Annotated in this window: 20 protein-coding genes; 9 read left to right on the forward strand and 11 right to left on the reverse strand. The window is 66.3% G+C overall.

Features of this window, described 5'->3' with window-relative positions; genetic code table 11:
• The 3 genes from N5D91_RS20245 to N5D91_RS20255 all read right to left on the reverse strand — a co-directional run.
• The coding region (locus N5D91_RS20245; protein WP_279922733.1) for an MBL fold metallo-hydrolase at nucleotides 1-959 on the reverse strand (959 nt) is incomplete at its 3' end.
• A gap of 627 nt (nucleotides 960-1,586) precedes the next feature.
• Nucleotides 1,587-2,411 (reverse strand): helix-turn-helix transcriptional regulator, encoded by an 825-nt coding sequence (locus tag N5D91_RS20250; RefSeq protein ID WP_180854372.1) that lies wholly within the window; start codon nucleotides 2,409-2,411, stop codon nucleotides 1,587-1,589.
• Nucleotides 2,408-3,112 carry a VIT family protein gene (locus N5D91_RS20255; RefSeq protein ID WP_180854371.1) on the reverse strand — a complete coding sequence of 235 codons (705 nt, stop codon included), beginning with the start codon at nucleotides 3,110-3,112 and terminating at the stop codon, nucleotides 2,408-2,410. The genes N5D91_RS20250 and N5D91_RS20255 overlap by 4 nt, the downstream gene beginning before the upstream one ends.
• Before the next feature lie 151 nt (nucleotides 3,113-3,263).
• On the opposite strand from N5D91_RS20255, the gene N5D91_RS20260 reads away from it, so the two are divergent.
• On the forward strand, nucleotides 3,264-4,628 hold the full coding sequence (locus N5D91_RS20260) for a glutamate--cysteine ligase (RefSeq protein ID WP_180854370.1): 1,365 nt from the start codon (nucleotides 3,264-3,266) through the stop codon (nucleotides 4,626-4,628).
• Nucleotides 4,629-4,673: 45 nt separating this feature from the next.
• On the opposite strand, the gene N5D91_RS20265 is transcribed toward N5D91_RS20260, so the two are convergent.
• From N5D91_RS20265 to N5D91_RS20275, 3 genes are all read right to left on the reverse strand, one after another.
• Nucleotides 4,674-5,270, reverse strand: a complete 597-nt coding sequence (locus tag N5D91_RS20265) for a GrpB family protein (protein WP_258011533.1) — start codon at nucleotides 5,268-5,270, stop codon at nucleotides 4,674-4,676.
• A 31-nt stretch (nucleotides 5,271-5,301) separates the two neighbouring features.
• Nucleotides 5,302-6,510: an NnrS family protein gene (locus N5D91_RS20270; RefSeq protein WP_180854368.1), complete on the reverse strand. Its 1,209-nt coding sequence runs from the start codon at nucleotides 6,508-6,510 to the stop codon at nucleotides 5,302-5,304.
• Between the two features lie 140 nt (nucleotides 6,511-6,650).
• On the reverse strand, nucleotides 6,651-7,709 hold the full coding sequence (locus N5D91_RS20275) for an NAD(P)-dependent alcohol dehydrogenase (protein ID WP_005419275.1): 1,059 nt from the start codon (nucleotides 7,707-7,709) through the stop codon (nucleotides 6,651-6,653).
• A gap of 107 nt (nucleotides 7,710-7,816) precedes the next feature.
• Here N5D91_RS20275 and N5D91_RS20280 point away from each other — a divergent pair, with 107 nt between their 5' ends.
• Both N5D91_RS20280 and N5D91_RS20285 read left to right on the forward strand, forming a co-directional pair.
• On the forward strand, nucleotides 7,817-8,701 hold the full coding sequence (locus N5D91_RS20280; RefSeq protein WP_180854367.1) for a LysR family transcriptional regulator: 885 nt from the start codon (nucleotides 7,817-7,819) through the stop codon (nucleotides 8,699-8,701).
• Nucleotides 8,702-8,830: 129 nt separating this feature from the next.
• Entirely contained in the window at nucleotides 8,831-9,493 is a 663-nt protein-coding gene (locus N5D91_RS20285) for an SMI1/KNR4 family protein (protein ID WP_248858284.1), read from the forward strand.
• Between the two features lie 51 nt (nucleotides 9,494-9,544).
• Here N5D91_RS20285 and N5D91_RS20290 read toward each other — a convergent pair whose 3' ends face one another.
• Nucleotides 9,545-10,207, reverse strand: a complete 663-nt coding sequence (locus N5D91_RS20290; RefSeq protein WP_279908578.1) for a TetR/AcrR family transcriptional regulator — start codon at nucleotides 10,205-10,207, stop codon at nucleotides 9,545-9,547.
• Nucleotides 10,208-10,282: 75 nt separating this feature from the next.
• On the opposite strand from N5D91_RS20290, the gene N5D91_RS20295 reads away from it, so the two are divergent.
• On the forward strand, nucleotides 10,283-10,978 hold the full coding sequence (locus tag N5D91_RS20295; protein ID WP_180854364.1) for a hydrolase: 696 nt from the start codon (nucleotides 10,283-10,285) through the stop codon (nucleotides 10,976-10,978).
• A 12-nt stretch (nucleotides 10,979-10,990) separates the two neighbouring features.
• On the opposite strand, the gene N5D91_RS20300 is transcribed toward N5D91_RS20295, so the two are convergent.
• Nucleotides 10,991-11,407, reverse strand: a complete 417-nt coding sequence (locus tag N5D91_RS20300; protein WP_180854363.1) for a VOC family protein — start codon at nucleotides 11,405-11,407, stop codon at nucleotides 10,991-10,993.
• A 113-nt stretch (nucleotides 11,408-11,520) separates the two neighbouring features.
• On the opposite strand from N5D91_RS20300, the gene N5D91_RS20305 reads away from it, so the two are divergent.
• Nucleotides 11,521-12,078, forward strand: a complete 558-nt coding sequence (locus N5D91_RS20305) for a hypothetical protein (protein WP_180854362.1) — start codon at nucleotides 11,521-11,523, stop codon at nucleotides 12,076-12,078.
• A 61-nt stretch (nucleotides 12,079-12,139) separates the two neighbouring features.
• On the forward strand, nucleotides 12,140-12,682 hold the full coding sequence (locus N5D91_RS20310; RefSeq protein ID WP_180854361.1) for a hypothetical protein: 543 nt from the start codon (nucleotides 12,140-12,142) through the stop codon (nucleotides 12,680-12,682).
• A gap of 46 nt (nucleotides 12,683-12,728) precedes the next feature.
• Here the strand turns inward: N5D91_RS20310 and N5D91_RS20315 are convergent, their stop codons facing one another.
• Nucleotides 12,729-13,832 carry an alkene reductase gene (locus tag N5D91_RS20315; RefSeq protein ID WP_180854360.1) on the reverse strand — a complete coding sequence of 368 codons (1,104 nt, stop codon included), beginning with the start codon at nucleotides 13,830-13,832 and terminating at the stop codon, nucleotides 12,729-12,731.
• A gap of 131 nt (nucleotides 13,833-13,963) precedes the next feature.
• Here N5D91_RS20315 and N5D91_RS20320 point away from each other — a divergent pair, with 131 nt between their 5' ends.
• Entirely contained in the window at nucleotides 13,964-14,869 is a 906-nt protein-coding gene (locus N5D91_RS20320; protein ID WP_180854359.1) for a LysR family transcriptional regulator, read from the forward strand.
• Between the two features lie 10 nt (nucleotides 14,870-14,879).
• On the opposite strand, the gene N5D91_RS20325 is transcribed toward N5D91_RS20320, so the two are convergent.
• On the reverse strand, nucleotides 14,880-15,377 hold the full coding sequence (locus N5D91_RS20325) for an Imm70 family immunity protein (protein WP_248858280.1): 498 nt from the start codon (nucleotides 15,375-15,377) through the stop codon (nucleotides 14,880-14,882).
• A 135-nt stretch (nucleotides 15,378-15,512) separates the two neighbouring features.
• Entirely contained in the window at nucleotides 15,513-18,602 is a 3,090-nt protein-coding gene (locus tag N5D91_RS20330; RefSeq protein ID WP_180854358.1) for a TonB-dependent receptor, read from the reverse strand.
• Between the two features lie 213 nt (nucleotides 18,603-18,815).
• On the opposite strand from N5D91_RS20330, the gene frmR reads away from it, so the two are divergent.
• Nucleotides 18,816-19,091: a formaldehyde-responsive transcriptional repressor FrmR gene (gene frmR / locus N5D91_RS20335; RefSeq protein WP_005411009.1), complete on the forward strand. Its 276-nt coding sequence runs from the start codon at nucleotides 18,816-18,818 to the stop codon at nucleotides 19,089-19,091.
• A 58-nt stretch (nucleotides 19,092-19,149) separates the two neighbouring features.
• Nucleotides 19,150-20,259: an S-(hydroxymethyl)glutathione dehydrogenase/class III alcohol dehydrogenase gene (locus N5D91_RS20340; RefSeq protein WP_180854357.1), complete on the forward strand. Its 1,110-nt coding sequence runs from the start codon at nucleotides 19,150-19,152 to the stop codon at nucleotides 20,257-20,259.
• Nucleotide 20,260 lies beyond the last annotated feature (1 nt).

The raw sequence follows: 20,260 nt of genomic DNA on the forward strand, positions 1-20,260 counted from the left end.
TATTCCGCCGGCACCCACGCATAGGCCTTGCCCTCGCCACGCACATGGCCCAGGCCGGGGAACGGCAGGTGTGCACCGGCCACCCACCAACCGTGGGCGGTGGCCTGCTGCAGCAGGCTGCGACGGCTGGCGGTGGCCGCCTTGCGGTCCGAATCGGCCTCGAACGCGGCTTCCGGGTGCGCGAACTGCACCGCATGGAAGTGCAGCACATCACCCCATACCAGCAGCGACTGGCCCTGGCTGTCGAACCGGTAGGAGACATGGCCGGGCGTGTGGCCATGGGTATCCATCGCCACCGCGCCACCGGGCAGGGCATCGCCGGGGCTGAACGTGCGCAGGTGGCCGCTGGCCTGGTAAGGCGCCACCGCGTTGCGCGCCAGCGGGAAGGCGAAGCGCACCCCCTTCGGCGCGGTGGCCTCGCTGGCCGGATTGAGCCAGTAATCGGCATCGGCCTTGGACAGCCACACCGTGGCATTCGGGTAGGCCGGCTTGCCCTGCGCGTCGAGCACGCCGCACAGATGGTCCGGATGGGCGTGGGTCAGCAGCACCTCATCCACCTCGGCCGGGTCCACGCCGGAGGCGCGCAGGTTGCCCAGCACCTGGCCCAGGCCGGGGCCGAAGCACTGCGCGGTGCCGGTATCGACCAGGGTCAGGTGGTTGCCCTGGCGCACCAGGAAGGCGTTGATCGCGGTCTGCAGGCCCTTCTTGTCTTCAGGCACGTAGCGGCCCTCCAGCAGGCGGCTGACCAGCGTTGGCGGCACGTCGACCACTTCCTGCCGGCCCAGTGCGACCACGCCGTCGAACAGGGCGGTGACCTGCAGCGCTCCGATGCGCTGGTGGTAGACGCCGGGGACCTGCTGGGTGGGGGCGGGCGAAGTGGCTTCGGCCAGCGCGGCCAGCGGCAGGGACGACAGGGCCAGCAGCAGGGCGCCGCGTAGCGGCAAGGGACGCAGGGTCATGGCGGTTCTCGGTGGATGACGGGCGGTTCCGTTGCGCCCAGCGTGCCGTGGCCGGCGTGTGCACGGCGCTCAAACCACTGCGCGGAATGCTCAGGGAGGGGTGTTGTCTGCAGGGCTGCGCCCTGCACCCGCTACGAGCCAGAGCAACGGCCGAGGCAACAGCGGCTATCCGTGGGATGGCGGGGTGGGTCCGGTTGCGGGGGACTCCGTAAATACGTCCTTGTAGGCTCGGTCGCGCCATCCATGGCGCTCACGCCCCCGCAACCGGACCCACCCCGCCTTCGACAGTTTTCTGCGATCTGTTGGAACAGCTCGTGGGGTCAGATCCGTTTTCCGTAGGAAAACGGATCTGACCCCAGATCGATTTCGACATCTGACAGAAAAATCGTGTCGACCAAGGTCGACACCTACCAACAGCCGAGTGAACCCGTCGAAGGTGGGGCGGTGTCGGAGTGCGGGGTGTCAGCCGCATGGATGCGGCTGCCAAGCTTACAGGGACGTACTTGCAGCGTCCCCGCACTCCGACACCGCCCCGCCATCCCACGGATAGCCCGCTGTTGCTGTTGCTGTTGCTTCGGCTCTTGCTGTCGCCTCTGCAGGTGCAGGGCGCAGCCCTGCCGAACCCCCTCAAATGTCTGTAGGAGCCAGTCCGTACTGCTCGGCGAAGCGCTTGCTGAAACTCGCCGCAGACCGGTAGCCCGCGCGTGCGGCGACGGTCTTCAACGGCAGGTCGGTGGTGTAAAGCAGCTGCATCCCGTGAGCCAGGCGCGCCTCGGTGAGCAGCTGGCGCAGGCTGGTGTCCTCGGCCGCAAGGCGACGGCGCAGGGTCGCACCGCTCAGCGCGAACTGTTCTTCCACATCACGCGATTGCCAGTCGCGAGCCGGTTCGGCGGCGATGCGGTCGCGGATCTGTTCGCCCAGGCTCGGTGCCTGTGGCAGCAAGAGGTTGCCGTGGCCCTGCCGGCACAGGGTCAATACCAGCGAGGCCAGGGCCAGCCGGGCTTCGCTGTAACGGCCGTCCTGCAGCGATTGCCGCCACTGGCGCAGCACCGTGCCATGGTCGATCAACGACAGTCGCGCCATCGCCTGGCCAGCGGCGGGAAGTTCCTCGCTCCACAGCGTGCGTGCGGCCGCCAGCACTTCGGCACACAGCGGCACGATGGCGCTGAGGTAGCGGCCACTGCGCGGATCGGGGCTGTTGACCACGTCGATACGGCAGCGCTGGGTCAGCAGCAGGATGTCGCCAGGGATGAATTCCAGCGACTGGTGCGCGGTACGCACCTGCTTGCGGCCTTCCAGCAGGATCGCGAACTGTGGTTGCGGAATCTCCACCGAGCTGGCGCCATGCTCTTGGCGAGCGGTGATGCATGCATAGCCTTCGGCGCGTGCGCAGCCGGCCAGGCTGGCCATCTCGGCCAGTAGTACGGTGGCCGGGGGCAGCATGGTGGTCATGCCACGTGGGCGCCGAACAGACGTCCGACGCCTGCAGCGGCGGCCATTGCCAGCGCGCCCCAGAACATCACCCGGATCGCGCCACGCACCGGCGGTGCGCCGCCGGCCCGGGCCGCCATCGCGCCGGTCAGGCACAGGCCCAGCAGGGTGCTGCCGGTGGTGATCACTGCAACCTTGTCCACCGGGGTGAGCAGCGATGTCAGCACCGGCAATGCGGCGCCGCAGGTGAACGCCCCGGCCGAGGCCAGCGCCGCCTGCAGCGGGCGCGCGCGCAGGGTATCGGTGATGCCCAGCTCGTCGCGTGCGTGGGCACCCAAGGCATCGTGCGCGGTGAGCTGCTCGGCCACCTGCCGTGCCAGCGCCGGGTCCAGGCCGCGGTGGCGGTAGATCGCGGCCAGCTCTTCCAGCTCGCTGTGCGGGTCTTCGTGCAGTTCGCGTTTTTCCATCGCCAGGTCGGCGTCTTCGGTGTCGGCCTGGGTCTGTACCGAGACGTACTCGCCAGCAGCCATCGACATCGCGCCGGCCACGGTGCCAGCCACGCCGGTGGCCAGGATGGTCGCTGCGGAGGCGCCGCTGGCGGCCACGCCGACCACCAGGCCGGCCACCGAGACGATGCCATCGTTGGCCCCCAGCACGGCGGCACGCAGCCAGCCGACGCGCTCGGAGCGGTGCAGTTCGGGGTGTCGTGAATGGCGGCTCATGGCTTGAGTGTACGAGGGTCAAGAGGGCGTCGGTAGGATGCTGAAACCCGTCACCGTCGCATGACGCAACGGGGTGCCACGCTATAGTGCGCCCTTGCGATGGAAGGCCCCGGGCCCCACATCCCCTGCCACTGTCCAGCGAGCCTTCCCCTTGTCGAGCCCCAGCCACGTCGCCGATACCCCCATTACCGACCGCTCGCAGCTGGTGGAGGTGATCGCCTCCGGCGAGAAGCCCCGCGCGCAGTGGCGCATCGGTACCGAGCACGAGAAGTTTGGATTCCGCCTGGATGACCTGCGACCGCCAACCTTCGAGGGCGAGCGTGGCATTGAGGCACTGCTCAACGGCCTGGTCCGCTTCGGCTGGGAGCCGGTGCAGGAGAACGGCAACACCATCGCCCTGCTGCGCGATGGCGCCTCGGTCACGCTGGAACCGGCGGGCCAGTTGGAACTGTCCGGCGCGGCGCTGGGGACCATCCACCAGACCTGCGTGGAGACCGGCACCCACCTCAACGAGGTGGCACAGGTGGCCGGTGAGCTGCAGCTGGGCTTCCTCGGCATGGGCTTCCAGCCGAAGTGGAAGCGCGATGAGATGCCGTGGATGCCGAAGGGCCGCTACAAGATCATGCGCGCGTACATGCCCAAGGTCGGCTCGCTGGGCCTGGACATGATGACCCGCACCTGCACGGTGCAGGTGAACCTGGACTACGCCACCGAAGCGGACATGGTGAAGAAGTTCCGCGTGTCGCTGGCGCTGCAGCCGATCGCCACCGCGCTGTTCGCCGATTCGCCGTTCACCGAAGGCAAGCCCAACGGCTATCTGAGCTACCGCTCGCACATCTGGACCGACACCGACGCCGACCGCACCGGCATGCTCGACTTCGTGTTCGAGGATGGCTTCGGTTACGAGCGCTATGTCGACTACCTGCTCGACGTGCCGATGTACTTCTCCTACCGCGATGGCATCTACCACGACGCCAGCGGGCAGAGCTTCCGCGATTTCATGCAGGCCAAGCTGCCGGTGCTGCCGGGCGCGCTGCCGACGCTGCGCGACTGGTCGGACCACATGACCACCGCGTTCCCGGAAGTGCGCCTGAAGAAGTATCTGGAAATGCGCGGTGCCGACGGTGGCCCGTGGAGCCGCCTGTGTGCGCTGCCGGCATTCTGGGTGGGCCTGTTGTACGACGACACCGCACTGGATGCGGCCTGGGACCTGGTGCGTGATTTCACCCTGGCCGAGCGCCATGCACTGCGCGACGGCGTGCCGAAGCATGCGATGAACCTGCCCTTCCGCACTGGCAGCGTGCGCGACCTGGCCCGTGAAGCGGTGAAGATTTCCGTCGAAGGCCTCAAGCGCCGCGCGGCGCGCAATGCCGACGGCCAGGACGAGAGCAAGTTCCTGGACGTGCTGCAGGAGATCGTCGAGTCCGGCCTGACCCCGGCCGAACGCAAGCTGGCGCTGTTCCATGGCCGCTGGCACGGCGACGTCGATCCGGTGTTCCGCGAGTTCGCGTACTGACACTGTTCCGGCAGGTGCCAACCGGGGCCGGCACCTGCCGTTGCGTCACCACCCGCGCGCTGCGAACAGGCGCGCGTAGATGCCGCGAACCACATCCTGCTTGCTGCGGTTGTAGGCCTGCACGTTGGCATTGCCCTGCAGTGCTGCCTGCTTGGCCTGTGCATAGCGCCTGCGGTCGTCTTCATGGCTGCGCAGCCAATCGCGGAACAAGCAGTGGCGGATGTGCTCGGCGCAACCAGGTGCGAACACGTGCAGGTTCACGCGCGGCACGTCCAGCCGCAGCATGCGGTGCTGGTACCACGAGGGTTCGCGGATGGTAAGCACGTAGCCTAGTGCCTGCAGCGGTGGCAGCCAGGCCGCTTCGTCGGCGGGATCGGCAACCAGCAGGTCGATGTCCAGTACCGGTTTGGCCGGCAGGCCCGGCACCGCGGTGGAGCCGACGTGTTCAATGCCCAGCGCGATGTTGCCGAGTGCCGCCTGCAGCAGCATGCGCTGCTGCTCGAACTGGTCGGCCCACAGCGTGGACCAGGGCACCACCTGCAGCGCTTCCGGCTGCGGCGCGCCGAGAACCCAGGGATTCTCGTCAGGGTCGCCATCGGCGAAGGTAGTGATTGCGGTGGGATCGAGCGGGATATCGGACATGCCCACCATGGTGCCATGCCCGGCGGTGATGTCAGCCCGGCTTGCCGTCGCGCCGTGGGCTCAGGTAGATCCAGCCCAGACGCGCCACCCATGGTGCAAGCGCCAGCAACCAGCCGATGGCTGCGGCGAAATGCCACGCATAGGCGTCGGGCATCAGTTCGGCGACGATGCGCATGATCGCCACCGCCTGCAGCGCGACGAACGCAAACCAGGCCACTGCCGGCATCACCAGCGGTCGCCCGGAATGCCCCTGGGTGACCCGGGTCACCATCGCCACCAGCAGGCTGCCGAACAGGCCCACGGCGAGGGCATGCAGCGGCGCGCGGCCGAGCAGCTGCGGATGGCCGAGCATCTGGCCGATGTCCTGCAGCAGATACAACGCGAAGCTGATCGGCAGCCACGCCAGCGCCAGGAACAGGGCCGCGAGCAGGCCCGGCATCGGCCCGCGTGGCCACCAGTGCCATAGCGCCTGCAGCGACAACATCAGCAGCGGCGCATCGGCCAGCCACAGCAGGTGGTCGATCTGCAACGCGCTCAACAGCAGGCGCAGCATCAGCAGCGCCCACATCGCGGCCAACCAGCGCAGCGGTCGCCACGGCACGTAGCCGTCCACCACGTTGTTGGCGAAGAACGGGATCATCCGGTGCGCGACGGTGAGGTAGACCGGCAGCAGCAGGCCGAAGGTGCCGAGTGCCACCGTGACCGGCATCAGGGTGGCGTGGCCGCGCACCACTGCCATGAACAGCAGCAGCCCCAGGCAGCCCAGCAGCAGTGCGGCATAGCAGGCGCGCGCATGCCAGTTGCGGTTGGGACCGGCGGCCTTGAGCACGCGTCCCAGCACGATCAGTCCGGCGCTCCAGCCGGCCAGTGCCAGCAGCAGGCCGGGCCACAGTCCGGGTGTCCACCCGCAGGCGGCGGCAATCAGCAGCGCCTGCCCACCAAACAGGCCGATGCCGACCGGCGCATAACGGCTGCGTGGCAGCTCCGGCTGTGCCATCCAGCGCGGGAACACGGTGAGCAGGAAGCCGAAGATGAAACTGGGCAGCACCAGGTACTGCATCAGCAGCGCGTGCAGCCAGGCCGGAGGCAGCGGCGATGGCTGCGGCGTCCACAGTCCGCGCAGAGCGCCCAGCCACAACGCCCACCACAGCATTGCCAGCAGCAGGTTGCTGGCGCCGATGAAGAACAGCAGCCGGTGCGGCGCGCGCATCAGCATCGCAGGGGAGGGCAGACGGGCCATGCAGCGAGTCTGCGCCGGAGGGGGCGGCCGCTGCCTTGACCTTCGTCATGCCAACGTATGGATGGTGCCAGCCAGCGGCCGGCACGACCAGAAAGAAACCCCGGCAGTGCCGGGGTTCTTCGTTCACAGTCGCCGATCGATCAGGCGGCGTTCTTCATCGTCGCCATGTCGATCACGAAGCGGTAGCGCACATCGTTCTTCGCCATGCGTTCCCAGGCTTCGTTGACGTTCTTGATGTCGATCATCTCGACGTCGCTGACGATGCCGTGCTCGGCACAGAAGTCCATCATTTCCTGGGTTTCGGCCATGCCGCCGATCGCCGAGCCGGTCAGGTGCTTGCGGCCGAAGATCACGCTGCCGCCGGTCAGCGGCGGATCCAGCTCGGTCAGCACGCCGACCAGGCACATGGTGGCCTCGCGCTTGAGCAGGCCCATATACGGGTTGGTGTCATGGCCAACCGGAATGGTGTTGAGCAGGAAGTCGAAGCTGCCGGCATGCGCCTTCATCTGCGCAGCGTCGCGCGAGACCAGCACTTCGTCGGCGCCCAGGCGCTTGGCGTCGGCGCCCTTTTCCGGCGTGGTGGTGATCATCACCACATGCGCGCCGAGTGCCTTGGCGAACTTCACGCCCATGTGGCCGAGGCCACCGAGGCCGATCACGCCGACCTTCTGGCCCGGGCCGACCTTCCAGTGGCGCAGCGGCGACCAGGTGGTGATGCCGGCGCACAGCAGCGGCGCGGCCGCCTTCAGGTCGAGGGTGTCGGATACCTTCACCACGAAGCGCTGCTCGACCACCACGTGGTCGGAATAGCCGCCGTAGGTCGGCGCACCGCTTTCGCGCTCACGGCCGTTGTAGGTCCAGGTCGCGCCTTCGGCGCAGTACTGCTCCAGGTCGTGCTCGCAGGCGTCGCAGTGGCGGCACGAGTCGACCATGCAGCCCACGCCGGCGTGGTCGCCGACCTTGAAGCGGGTGACGTTGCTGCCGACCTCGGTGACGCGGCCGATGATCTCGTGGCCCGGCACCATCGGGTAGATCGAGCCACCCCAGTCGTCGCGGGCCTGGTGCAGGTCGGAGTGGCAGATGCCGCTGTAAAGGATCTCGATGCGCACATCGTCCGGGCCGACCGCGCGGCGTTCGAACTCGTACGGGATCAGCGGGTCGGTATGTGAATGGGCGGCGTAACCACGGGCGAGGGACATGGGGAATCCTTGGCAGGGTTTGTCGAAAGGCGTTTTACAATACGCCCCGTACCCAGCTGCAAGAAGCGCGGATATCGGCATGATTCATCAAGTGGAACTGCACAATCATGGCCACTGACAACCTCTCGCACCTGGCCGCGTTCGCGGCGGTCGCCCGCCACCGCAGCTTCCGCCGCGCCGGCGCCGAGCTGGCGCTGTCGACCTCGGCGGTGAGCTATGCGATCCGCGCGCTGGAAGAACGCTTGGGCGTGGGCCTGTTCCATCGCACCACCCGCAGCGTGGCCCTGACCGAGGCCGGGCAGCGCCTGCTCGAGCGCCTGCAGCCGGCCTTGGGGCAGGTGCATGACGCGCTGGAAGAGATGAACCAGTTCCGGGCCGTCCCGGCCGGCCTGCTGCGCATCAACGCCACCCGCGCGGCGGTGCCGACCCAGTTGCGGCCGCGGCTGGCGCGTTTCCTGCACGCGCATCCGGACATCCGGGTGGAACTGACCGAGAACGATGGCCTGGTCGACATCGTCGCCGAGGGCTACGACGCCGGCGTGCGCCTGCATGAGTTCGTGCCGGAGGACATGGTGGCGGTGCCGATGGGGCCACCGCTGCGCGGGCTGATCGTCGGCTCGCCGGACTACCTGCGCCGGCACCCGGCGCCGCAGCACCCGCGCGACCTGGCCGCGCACGAATGCATCCGCTTCCGCTTCGCCAGTGGCCATCTGTACAAGTGGCAGTTCGAACGCGAGGGACGGGCGTTGGAGATCGATGTGCCGGGGCGGCTGACGCTGGGCGAGCAGGGCACCGTGGTCAGTGCGGTGCTCGATGGCATCGGCCTGGCCTATGTGCTGGAAGACTCCGCGCGGCCGTACATCGACTCGGGGCAGATGGTGGCGGTGCTGGAAGACTGGAGCGAACCGTTCGCCGGTTTCGCGCTGTACTACCCGAAGCAGCGGCAGATGCCTGCCGCACTGCGTGCGTTCGTGGATATGCTGCGCGAGTGAATCGCAGCGGATGGCGCAGAGCCGTCCAATGACCGGCTCCAGCGAGAGGTTTCCGAGTAGATCCGCGCCATGCGGGGATGGCGTTCACCCGCTAGAGTGAGTCTTCTCAACAAAAGGACGTCATTGAGCATGCTCGCCGATCTCGAACAGGCTTCCGGCCAGACCTTCCCGCCGTTGTTCCGCCAGCTGGTGGAAGGCAACCGTTTCAGCTGGGGCGAGCAGGGCCCGAACTGGTACCGCACGGTGTTCCCGCAGGTGCAGCCGCAGCCGCCGGTACTGCTGTATGCCAACGACTATGAACCGATCGAGCCGAGCGAACTGCGCGCAGCCTGGGAAGATCTGACTGCCGAAGATCATTACAACCCGCTGCGCGATGACCTGAAACTGCTGCCGTTCGCGCGCACTGGCGCGGGTGATCACTACTGTTTCTGGACCAATGCACCGGGCTCCAGTGAGTCGCCGGTGCTGCTGGTCTGGCATGACGATGATCGCGCCGATCTGCTGGCTGCGAACTTCCAGGACTTCCTGTTCCGCAAGATGGCCGAAGCGGTGGTGGAGCTGGAGGAAGAGGATTCGCTGCTTTCGGAGGGCGATATCGGAACCAATCTGCAGGCCTGGCTCGGTACCCATCGTGGCTGGCTGCGAGGGGAGCAGGCAGCTGCGCTGCAGGCGTTGTATGCACGCGTGGAGGACATCACTGCGGGTGAGATCAGTGACGAGGACGTGCAGCCGCTGCTGCAGCTGATCGCGTTCGATGGTATCGACAGCGAAATGCCCTACGTGCAGTCGTGACCTGATCCGAAGCGTTGCCGGTAGATCCACGCCATGCGTGGATGCGGCCGGCTACGGTACCTGCAGTACGGGTGCCAACAATTCCAGGCAATCACGCAGATGCACCTCTACGGGGGCATCTGCGGCCACCACGCCGATCACACGTTCGCGCAGCGGCTCGGCCACGGCCATCGCCAGGATCAGTCGCGCCATGCACGCGACATCTCCCTCGCGCAGCAGCCCGCGCTGCTGCTGCCGCGCCAGCCAGTCGGCCAGCAGCGCACGGCCGCGTTCGATGCCGTTGTCCAGGTAGGCCTGCAGCAGCGCGTCCTTGCCAGGAAAGTCAGTGGCCAGCAGCCGGAACACCTGCACCGCCTGCGCCGACAGTGCCTGCGCGCAGACCGCCTGCAGGATGTCCTGCAGCAACGGCAGCACCTCGTCGGCATTGCGCGCATCGCGCTGCAACTGCGGCGCGAAGCCGTCGGTCCACTCGCGCACTGCCAACCCGACCAGTTCCTCGCGGTTGCTGGCGTGGCGGTACACGGTTTTCTTCGCCACCCCGGCGTGCGCCGCCACCGCTTCGATGGTGGTGGCCTCGTAACCCTGTGCCAGCAGCAGCTCCAGCGTGGCCTGCAGCACGGCGTGGCGGACTTCGGCTTCCGGCCGCGCAGGGCGGCCGCGGCGGCGGATTGGTGAGGGTGGCTCGGGCAGGGTGGTGCTGTTCATTGCGCCCATCTTACCGCATTCGGATAATTGCGAAACGAAAAGCGTTTCCGTATTGTCAGGTCTCCCGACATGCAGGAGACCCCGATGGATACCGCTGTGAACGCCCGCGCCTGGCTGGACCACCACGATCTGCTCGACCCCGCACCGATGCGCTTGGAAACCGGCATCCAGCGCCGCGAAGATGGCACCCTGCTGGTGGCGGTGCGTACCGATCTGCACGGCTGCAAGGGCCGCATGCTGGACTGGTGGTTCACCTTCTTCGAGACCACCCAGCACATCCGCTGGTGGCATCCGGTCGACCATGTCGAGCATCGCGGCTGGGACGCGGCCTGGCAGCGTGGACGCAGCTACCACGGTGCCAGCATCCATGCCGTGGAATCGCTGGCTGACATTCCGCCGGTGGCGGCGCGCCTGAAGTTCCATGACCCGCGCACGTTGCTGGTGCCCGAGCGCCTGCAGGTGGCACAGGATGCAGGCGATGTATCGGCGGTGATCGCCGCGCGCATCGGCTTCGGTGACCACGTACGCCTGGATGCAAACGGTGATCCCTGCGACGGGCAGATGCTGCACGTGGCGCGCGATACGCCGTTTGGCTGCGTGCTGCGCAGCCGCTTCGTACTCGGCCTGGACAGCACCGATCCGCACCGCGATGCCGGCGATGCTGTCGGCCTGGGCCTGCTCAAGCACTGCTATACGGAGTTCAGTTTCCTCTCGCGCCTGCTGCCGTCGCTGTACTACGGCGAGCGTGCCAACGGCGAAGCGGTGCCGTTGCCGTGGTGAACGATGCGCCGGTCATTCGACCAGCACGTCGTAGCCTTCGCCACTGAACTGGATCAGACAGAAGCCATGGCCGAATGGATCGGCCAGCACGGCGATGCGCCCCCAGCGACGCTCGCGCACGGACTGCTCAAGTGTCGCCCCGGCCGCAACCGCACGTACCACTGCAACTTCGATGTCATCCACCACCCAGTCCAGGTGCAGCGGCGTCCAATGGCGCTCGTAGTCGCGCACGTCGCCGTCTTCAGTAGCGACGCTGCCAGCTTCGTTCTGCAGCAGGTACAACGGTGTTGGCCCGCCGAGCAGTTCCACGGCCTCCGGCCCGAGACGGCGGCCGATGCGCAGGCCGAAGGCTTCGGTGTAGAAGGTTTCAGCGGCAGCAAGATCGGGCACGTCGAGGTTGACGATGAACGACGTGGTGACGGAGTTCATGGGGACTTTCGTCATGTTGTTGGGCACGGATGGGCGGTCTAGGATCGCACTGTAGTTCAGGATCGGAGTGTCCGGTCGTTGCGACTGGTGGCCTCGTTGCCAGGGAGGATTCCATGCGGGATCTGGAAGTGGAAGCGCGACTACGCACGCTGGAGCAACAGGCAGCCCGATGGCGCTGGCTGCTGGTGGCAGCGCCCGTGCTGATGATGTCGATCGTGCTGGCCGGTCGCGGTTTTGCCAGGCCGGAGGCCGGCATTGTTCCGGAGATCCGCACCCAGCGCCTGATCGTGCTTGATCAGGAAGGGCGCAAGCGGGTGGAGATCGGCGAGGACGCGCCGGACCTGCATATCAAGCGCAATGCGCGGGTGGCGGGGCTGATTATCTTCGATGGCAATGAACAGGAACGCGGCGGCATGGTCACCGCCGACGATGGCAGCGCCACGGTTGCCCTGGATGCCCCGCGTGGCGTTGGCTATCGCGTGTCAGATCGGGCCGGAATGAACGTGGGCGCGGACGGCTCGGCGCTCATCGGAGTCCTGTCCAACGCCGGGGGCTTTGCCGCCAGGCTGGTCGCGCAGGGGGCGGAAGGACAGCTGGAGCTGAGCCGCGTGGATTCCGCCGAAGGCGGAGCATCCACCCGTGTGGTCCACGTGGAGGCTGATGGCAGGTGACGGAACAACAACAGGCTCAACCAGGGAGCACAACATGCATGAGCAGGATATAGCCCTACGCTTGGAACGCCTGGAGCACGGGCTGCGCCGCAGGAATCTGCTGGCTGCCTCGATGTTCGCGCTGGGCGCATCGTTGGCCCTGATCGGAACCAGCGTGGCCACACCTGATGCCGGCGTGGTGCCGGAGATCCGTACCTACAAGCTGACCGTGCTCGACAGTGAAGGGCGCACGCGCGTGCAGATTGCCGAGGATGCCAGTGACATTGCCCGCAACTCACGCGCAACGGGCATGACCATCTACGATGCGAAGGGCGATGAGCGCGGTGGCATCGGCACCATGGCCAACGGCAGCGCGGTGATGGCGTTGGATGCACCGGTTGGCGTGGGTTACAAGGTTCGCGATCGGGCGGGCATGAGGGTCGCACCCGATGGCTCCGCCGTGATCACGGCACTGTCCAACGAGGGCAGCTTCGCCGCCAGCCTGGTGGCGCAGGGCAACCAGGGGCGGCTTGAGCTGAGTCGCAAGGATTCGGCCAAGGGCGAAATCAGCACCCGTGTGCTGACCTTTGATTCGGACTCGACCAAGGTGGAGAAGGCGCCGTGATGTGTCCTGTGGCGAGTGGCGCGTCGCATCCACGCATCGCGTGGCTCTACGGCGCGCGCGGGTAGTCGAGGTAGCCTGCTTCGCCACCACCGTAATAGGTGTTGCGGTCGGGCGTGGCCAGCGCGACGTCGTGCTGCAGGCGCTCGACCAGATCCGGGTTGGCGATGAACGGCTGGCCGAATGCGGCCAGGTCGATGGTGCCGGCCTCGACCAGTTGCAGGGCGCGTTCGCGGGTCATGCCACCGGCCAGGATCACGGTGCCACCGTAGGCCTGCTTGAACTGCTGCAGGAAGGCCTCGCCCAGCACCGGCTGACCGGCCTGCAGGTTGTCATTGAGGTGCGCGTAGGCCAGCCCGCGCTTGCCCAGTTCCTCGGCCAGGTACAGATAGGTGGCTTCGTTGTCGGGGTAGAACGGCATGTCGAAGGTGAGGTTGTTCGGTGCCAGGCGCACGCCGATGCGATGCGCACCGATGCGCTGTGCCATCGCGTCGACCGTTTCCAGGATCAATCGCGCGCGGTTGTGCAGTGAACCGCCATAGCGGTCTTCGCGCTGGTTGATGAGCGGGTTGAGGAACTGCTCGAACAGGTAACCGTTGGCGGCATGCAGCTCGATACCGTCGAAGCCGGCGGCAATGGCGTTGTCCGCCCCGCGTACGAAGTCGTCGATGATGCCGGGCATCTCCGCGGTCTGCAGTGCACGTGCCGGAGTGGGATCGGCGTGGCCACGGCTGCCATCGTCCAGGTACACGAACGAGGTGTTCTTCGGTGCGCTGGCGACCGGGCGCGTACCCGCGCTGACCGGTTGACCGCCCCCGGGCTGCAGCGAGGCATGCGACATGCGGCCAACGTGCCAGAGCTGGGCGAAGATCGTGCCCTGCGCGGTATGAACCGCCTCGGTGACGAGCTTCCACCCGGCCACCTGCTCGGCCGACCAGATGCCCGGCACATCGATGTAGCCCTGGCCCTGCGGCGAGACCGGCGTGCCTTCGCTGATGATCAGGCCGGCGCTGGCGCGCTGCCGGTAGTACTGCGCGGTGAGCGCGTTGGCGATCGCGCCGGGATTGCGGGCGCGGGTCATCGGCGCCATTGCGATGCGGTTGCGCAGGGCGGTTCCTGACAGGTCGAACGGGCGGAAGAGGGCGGTGGTCATGTCGGTCATCTCGGTGCGGGGGAGAGGCGCCAGCGGCGCGATGCACACAGGATGGAGTTGACATGCGGGTGCATAAAGCGCTTCGATCTCCCTTGGGGCGGGACTATTTGTCCCCAATGGGGGTGCGAACGATGCTGCCGCTGGAATCCTTGAATGGCTTGGTGACGTTCGTCACGACCGCACGCTCGGGCAGCTTCACCGAGGCGGCAGACGCGCTGGGCATCTCGCGCTCGGCGGTGGGCAAGGCCATCGCCCGGCTGGAAACGCGGCTGGGTGTGCGCCTGTTCCATCGCACTACGCGGCGCATCGCACTGACCACTGATGGCGAGGCGTACTACGCCTCCTGTGCGGCGGCGCTGGAAGAAATCTCCGCGGCCGAGGCCTGTCTGGGTTCGGCGGGCCTGCCCAGCGGGCGGCTGCGCATCGACATGCCGTCCTCGTTCGGGCGGCTGGTGGTGCTGCCGGTGCTGCTGCGGTTGTGCCGGCAGTATCCGGACCTGCAGTTGACGATGACCTTCACCGATCACTTCGTCGATCCTGTCGAAGAGGGCATCGACCTGCTGATCCGCTTCGGTGGGCTGCACCAGGCCGAGCACCTGGTCGCGCGCCGGTTGGGGCGCCAACGCCTGGTCACCTGCGCATCGCCGGAGTACCTGCGGGCGCATGGCGTGCCGCGCACGGTGGAGGAACTGGCGCAGCACCGCAGCATTGTTGGCTTCCGGCACGGGCAACCGGTGTGGTGGCGGATCGGCAGCAAGGAGGACGAAGGGACATTCATTCCGAATGCGCCGTATCAACTCAATGACGGCGACGCGGTGATCGAAGCGGCAATCGCCGGCCTCGGCATCTGCCAGATGCCCATTTCACTGGTGCGCCGCCATCTGGATTCCGGCGCGCTGCAATCGGTGCTGGACGAACACATGCAGCGGCACATCGACATCCATGCGCTGTGGCCACCGACGCGTCACCTGCGGCCGAAGGTGCGCTACGTGGTGGATGAACTGACCCGGTTGGCGGGTGAGGGCTTGTTTGACTGAACCTGGGGCGTCAGTAGCTGACGATCCGGGCGGACGTGTCTTCGCCTTCCTGGAGTGCTTCAAGCACATCAATCAGAAGCGCAATCAGATCACGCCCATGTGCGGTCACGAAGTAGGTCGCCAGGCTGTCGATGTCGGGAGCGATATCGTCTCCCAACGGTAGATGCTGGGTTCGATCCTCGAGCGACCAGATGACACGGGCTGGCGGCAGATCGGCCAGCTCACGTCGAACCATATGCAGTTCGGCCAGTGCGTCGGCAGCATCCGATTGCTGCAGTCTGCCGGCATATAGCTGCCTCATGAGGATAGGGAATCGGCTTCCCCATCCATCCGGTTCGAGATTCCCGGAGATGGTTGAGAAGAACGCGTACAGGAAGCTGGAACTTCCTATCTCATCGGTGATCTGTCCAAGCCGGATGCCGACTGTCATGCGCGTAAACCCCAATGACTCGCCGGAGCTGCAGGCAGAATGTAGGCGATCTTCTGGTGGTGCTTCATCGATTTTCATTCCGCGTGATGTTCCCTTGATGGTCGGCCCCGCTAGAGGGGGACGTCCATACGAAACATTGCAGAATCCAAGGGCGAACTGAAAAAAGGCGGGGCCCGTACACCGGGCCCCGCCTGTGGAAACGCTGCGCCAGGCCTACTTGAAGTTGTAGCGCAGGCTGGCCATGTAGCGACGGCCCAGTGCATCCAGCACATACGGGAACGGCCCGATGTCGTCGCCCACGTTGATCACCGACAACGTCACGCGCGCGGCGTCGGTGATGCGGTAGGTGACGTTGGCGTCCCAGGTGGTCCAGCTGTCGCGGTAGAAGTACTGACGGCTTTCCGGGGTATCGGTCATCGTGTACTGGGCGCGGCTGGTGTAGTTGGAGGCCACGCCGTAGTTCCAGTTGCCGATGCGATGCTGGGCGGTCCAGCGGAACTGGCGCTTGGGTTCATTGAAGCTGCCCGCCTGTTCGACGAACGGCACGTCCCGGTTCGCGGCCTGGCCACGGTTCTTCGGCATGTAGCCGTAGAAGTCCAGGTCCAGCACGCCGAAGCGCGACAGGTCCCAACGGTAGCCGACTTCGGCGGTCCAGCCGCGGAACATCAGCACCGGGCCGTTGCCATACTCGGTCTTGATGTCGGTAGCCACGCCGGTGTTCGGATCACGCGTCACCAAGCTGCAGAAGCGGTTGGCGTTGGGCACGTTGGCGGCGTTGAAGTCGGCAGTGTCGAAGCAACCGGTGATGATGTCGTTGGCACTCAGCGACGTGATCACGTTGTTGATCTTGATGTCATACCAGTCGGCGGCGACGCGCAGGCCCGGGATCCATTCCGGCGCGAACACGATGCCGGCCGTCCACGACTTCGCCGTTTCGTTCTGCAGGCGGGTGCTGCCGTTGGTCGAGCCCAGCGTATTGGTCGGCTGCTGGCGGAAGGTGTTCGGATCGGCGCCCGGGTAGGCGGCGAAGAACGCCTGGCAGTTGCGGCGACGCACCGCCGGATTGGAGCCGCCGCTGATGTTGTCCAGCGAGCACACTTCCGGGATGTTGTAGTAGGCCGGCTGCTGGGTGGTGTAGAGCTCGGCGATGGACGGCGCGCGCAGTGACTGGGTCTTGTTGCCGCGCAGCTGCAGGCCGGCGATCGGTTCGTACTGGATGCCGTAGGTGAACGCATTGAACGCGCCGGCGACGGAATTGTCGACGCGGCGGAACTTGGCGGTCAGGTCCAGGCGATGCAGGCCCGGGATATCCCAGTCGGGATTGAACAGCGGTGCCAGCACTTCGGCGAACACTTCATTGGTGTGGTATTTGCCTTCCGCCGCCTGGGTCGGCACCGAACGGCCCTGGCCCAGGCGCTGGTACTCGCTGGGGGTGAAGGAGCCTTCTTCGCGGCGGTGTTCGAAGCCGGCCGCCGCGGACAGCTCGCCGCCGGGAAGATCGAACAGGCCGCCGGATACCGACGCATTGATGACGGTCTGGCGGGTCTGCGCCTTGGCCACGGTCCGGGTGGAGACATAGTCCAGGGCTTCGCGCGACGCCTGGTTCTCGCCGAACAGATTCAGCGGGCGGCAGTTCGCATCGGCCGTGGTGCCCGGACGGGTGGCATCACAGATGATGCGCCCGCTGGCGTCGGTGGTGACGTTGATTGCATTGATGAAGTTCTGCTGGATCAGGCCGGTGCCGAGGTAGTCGAAGTCACCGCGGCCGTGGGTGACGCTGGCTTCCCAGTTGAAGCTGCGCTTTCCAATATCGAAGAAGCCGTTCAGGCCGAGCACCGCGCGGGTCAGGCGGGTCTCGGTGCTGGCGTTGTTCATCGACAGGTCTCGGGAAGAACGCGACAGGCGGAACGAGGTGATGCCGTTGTCCGCGAGGATCTTGCGGGTTTCCGCACTCAGGAACGGATTGCTGGCGCTGAAGGTCAGTGCACCGCTGGCGGCACCGCCGCCGTCCAGGCGCGCATTGCCGAAGGACACGGCGTTGTAGACGTTCTGGTCCAGGGTTTCGCGGGCGGTCGCTTCGTATCGCGAAAGCTCGAAGAAGCCGCGCACGTTGTCGGTGAAGTCGAAGCTGCCTGTGGAGAACACCGAGCGTCGTTCGAGGTCGGCGATCAGCGGCACCGTCTCGAACAGGTTCAGGCCGTCCCCGCCCGAGGCGTTGCCGCCCGCGTAGCTGATGCCGGGGTTGAACTCGACCAGCTTGCCCTCGTTGTTGAACTGCCACAGTTTGTCTTTGTTCGGGCCGAAGCCAAGGATGTCGCCCAGGCCGTTGCGCGTGTAGCTGCCGGTCGCCGGCATCACCAGGCCACCGAAGGTCATGCTGGCAATGCGCCGGTTGCGGATCCAGACCTGGTCGGGGATGCCGTCGGCCGGCCCGGTATTGAACGGAATGCTGCCGTCGATGCGGCCATCATTGGTTGGCCGGCGCAGGGGCTGGGCAGTGGCGTTGGCCGCCGTGGGATTGGCCTGCAGGCTGTAGCCCTGGCGGTAGAAATCGCGCTGCAGCGCGTTCACGCCATCGGCATTGTCCAGTTCCGCCGCCACCACGATGTGACCACGCCCATCGGCGAATCCGGTACCGAAGATGGCCGACCAGGAGTAGCGCTCGTTGTCGTTCTTGCTGGTTCTGCCATAGCCCAGTTCGACTTCGGCACCCTCGAACCGGTCGCGCAGGATGATGTTGTTGACGCCGGAGATCGCATCCGAGCCATAGGTGGGTGCACCGCCAACGCTCAGGCTTTCAATGCGTTGCACCATGACGCTGGGAATGGCGTTCATGTCGACCTGGATGCCCGAGCCGCCGCCGGCACCGAAGATGGTGGGCGGTGTGGAGGTGACGAAGCGGCGTCCATTGACCAGGGTCAGCAGGCGATTGCTGCCCAGGCCGAACTTGCTGGCGAAGTTGACGCCGGCGCCGAACCCGGCCTGGTCGCCACGTGAACTCACGCCAGCACTGACGCCGGGAATCCGGGTCACTGCGTCGATGAGGTTGGTGTCGCCATAGTTCTCGATCGATTCACGGCTGACCACCGCGGCGGGCTCCAGCGTATCGAAGCCGGCGCGGTAAATGCGCGAGCCGGTGACGGTCATCCGGTCCAGCTGCACGGGGGTCTTGCTGCTGGCGGGCTCGGCTTTCTGTTCCTGCGTGGCGGCCTGCTGCGCCATGGCCGGTGCGGCGGCCACCAGCATCAATGCCGAACCCAGCGCGACAGACAAGCGACTGCGGGCGAACAACGGTCGGTACATGATTTCTCCCTGGTCACGCCAATGTGACTCGGGGATAAACGCAGGCGGAGGGCAGGCACCCTACGCCATGAAAAAGTAACAATTGAATCTATTCATGGTGCATTCATTTTGCCGCGCCGGCCTGCTGCGGAACAGCCGGCGCTGGGCGCGGCGTGGCCACATTCGTGCAGCTGTGTATACTATCCCCCAGTATAGTTCCGAGGTGGCCCCGCCATGCCGCACTCCCCCGAAGAGAAGAAGAAGGTCCTGGCCCGCGTGCGCCGCATCCGCGGCCAGTGCGATGCGCTGGACCGCGCGCTGGAAGCCGGTGCCGACTGCGGGCCGGTGCTGCAGCAGATCGCCGCCATCCGTGGCGCGGTCAACGGCCTGATGTCCGAGGTGATGGAGGCCCATCTGCGCGAGGAGTTCGGCCAACCCGCGGCCTCCGACGAACAACGCGCCGAACGCGTGCGCGACATGAGCGCGTTGATCCGCTCGTACCTGAAATAAACGATGGCGCAACATGGCGCCACCCATCCTGTCATTGCCTGTTTTTGGAGAAACCACCATGAAGTCCCGTGCCGCCGTCGCCTTTGGTCCCGGTCAGCCGCTGCAGATCGTCGAGATCGACGTCGCCCCGCCGAAGAAGGGCGAAGTGCTGGTGAAGATCACCCATACCGGTGTCTGCCACACCGATGCGTTCACCCTGTCCGGCGATGATCCGGAAGGCCTGTTCCCGGTGGTGCTGGGCCATGAAGGCGCCGGCATCGTGGTGGAAGTGGGCGAGGGCGTGACCAGCGTCAAGCCGGGCGACCACGTGATTCCGCTGTACACCGCCGAGTGCGGCGAATGCCTGTTCTGCAAGAGCGGCAAGACCAACCTGTGCGTGTCGGTGCGTGCCACCCAGGGCAAGGGCGTGATGCCCGACGGCACCAGCCGCTTCAGCTACAACGGCGAGCCGCTGTACCACTACATGGGTTGCTCGACCTTCAGCGAGTACACCGTGGTGGCCGAAGTCTCACTGGCGAAGATCAATCCGGACGCGAACCCGGAGCACGTCTGCCTGCTCGGCTGCGGCGTCACCACCGGCATCGGCGCGGTACACAACACTGCCAAGGTGCAGGAAGGCGACAGCGTGGCGGTGTTCGGCCTGGGTGGCATCGGTCTGGCGGTGATCCAGGGCGCGCGCCAGGCCAAGGCGGGCCGCATCATCGCGGTGGATACGAATCCGTCCAAGTTCGAGCTGGCCCGCGAATTCGGCGCCACCGACTGCATCAACCCGAAGGACTTCGACAAGCCGATCCAGCAGGTCATCGTCGAGATGACCACCTGGGGCGTGGACCACAGCTTCGAGTGCATCGGCAACGTCAACGTGATGCGCGCGGCGCTGGAATGCGCGCACCGTGGCTGGGGCCAGAGCGTGGTGATCGGCGTGGCCGGTTCGGGCCAGGAGATCTCCACCCGTCCGTTCCAGCTGGTGACCGGCCGCAAGTGGATGGGCACCGCCTTCGGTGGTGTGAAGGGCCGCAGCCAGCTGCCGGGCATGGTCGAGGACGCGATGAAGGGCGATATCGAACTTGCGCCGTTCGTCACCCACACCATGGACCTGGACAAGATCAACGAAGCCTTCGACCTGATGCATGAAGGCAAGTCGATCCGGTCGGTGGTCCATTACTGAG

Source organism: Stenotrophomonas sp. GD03794 (assembly GCF_029842145.1).
In the GTDB taxonomy this organism is placed as follows: Bacteria; Pseudomonadota; Gammaproteobacteria; order Xanthomonadales; family Xanthomonadaceae; genus Stenotrophomonas; species Stenotrophomonas riyadhensis.

What these genes read in the sequence shown, in the direction of transcription:
- N5D91_RS20295 (WP_180854364.1), top strand. Translation starts at nt 10,283, where the DNA reads ATGGATACCGCTGTGAACGCCCGCGCCTGGCTGGACCACCACGATCTG.
- N5D91_RS20330 (WP_180854358.1), bottom strand. Translation starts at nt 18,602, where the DNA reads ATGTACCGACCGTTGTTCGCCCGCAGTCGCTTGTCTGTCGCGCTGGGT.
- N5D91_RS20255 (WP_180854371.1), bottom strand. Translation starts at nt 3,112, where the DNA reads ATGAGCCGCCATTCACGACACCCCGAACTGCACCGCTCCGAGCGCGTC.
- N5D91_RS20265 (WP_258011533.1), bottom strand. Translation starts at nt 5,270, where the DNA reads ATGTCCGATATCCCGCTCGATCCCACCGCAATCACTACCTTCGCCGAT.
- N5D91_RS20275 (WP_005419275.1), bottom strand. Translation starts at nt 7,709, where the DNA reads ATGTCCCTCGCCCGTGGTTACGCCGCCCATTCACATACCGACCCGCTG.
- N5D91_RS20270 (WP_180854368.1), bottom strand. Translation starts at nt 6,510, where the DNA reads ATGGCCCGTCTGCCCTCCCCTGCGATGCTGATGCGCGCGCCGCACCGG.
- N5D91_RS20325 (WP_248858280.1), bottom strand. Translation starts at nt 15,377, where the DNA reads ATGAAAATCGATGAAGCACCACCAGAAGATCGCCTACATTCTGCCTGC.
- N5D91_RS20305 (WP_180854362.1), top strand. Translation starts at nt 11,521, where the DNA reads ATGCGGGATCTGGAAGTGGAAGCGCGACTACGCACGCTGGAGCAACAG.
- N5D91_RS20315 (WP_180854360.1), bottom strand. Translation starts at nt 13,832, where the DNA reads ATGACCACCGCCCTCTTCCGCCCGTTCGACCTGTCAGGAACCGCCCTG.
- N5D91_RS20250 (WP_180854372.1), bottom strand. Translation starts at nt 2,411, where the DNA reads ATGACCACCATGCTGCCCCCGGCCACCGTACTACTGGCCGAGATGGCC.
- N5D91_RS20285 (WP_248858284.1), top strand. Translation starts at nt 8,831, where the DNA reads ATGCTCGCCGATCTCGAACAGGCTTCCGGCCAGACCTTCCCGCCGTTG.
- N5D91_RS20340 (WP_180854357.1), top strand. Translation starts at nt 19,150, where the DNA reads ATGAAGTCCCGTGCCGCCGTCGCCTTTGGTCCCGGTCAGCCGCTGCAG.
- N5D91_RS20300 (WP_180854363.1), bottom strand. Translation starts at nt 11,407, where the DNA reads ATGAACTCCGTCACCACGTCGTTCATCGTCAACCTCGACGTGCCCGAT.
- N5D91_RS20280 (WP_180854367.1), top strand. Translation starts at nt 7,817, where the DNA reads ATGGCCACTGACAACCTCTCGCACCTGGCCGCGTTCGCGGCGGTCGCC.
- N5D91_RS20320 (WP_180854359.1), top strand. Translation starts at nt 13,964, where the DNA reads ATGCTGCCGCTGGAATCCTTGAATGGCTTGGTGACGTTCGTCACGACC.
- N5D91_RS20290 (WP_279908578.1), bottom strand. Translation starts at nt 10,207, where the DNA reads ATGGGCGCAATGAACAGCACCACCCTGCCCGAGCCACCCTCACCAATC.
- frmR (WP_005411009.1), top strand. Translation starts at nt 18,816, where the DNA reads ATGCCGCACTCCCCCGAAGAGAAGAAGAAGGTCCTGGCCCGCGTGCGC.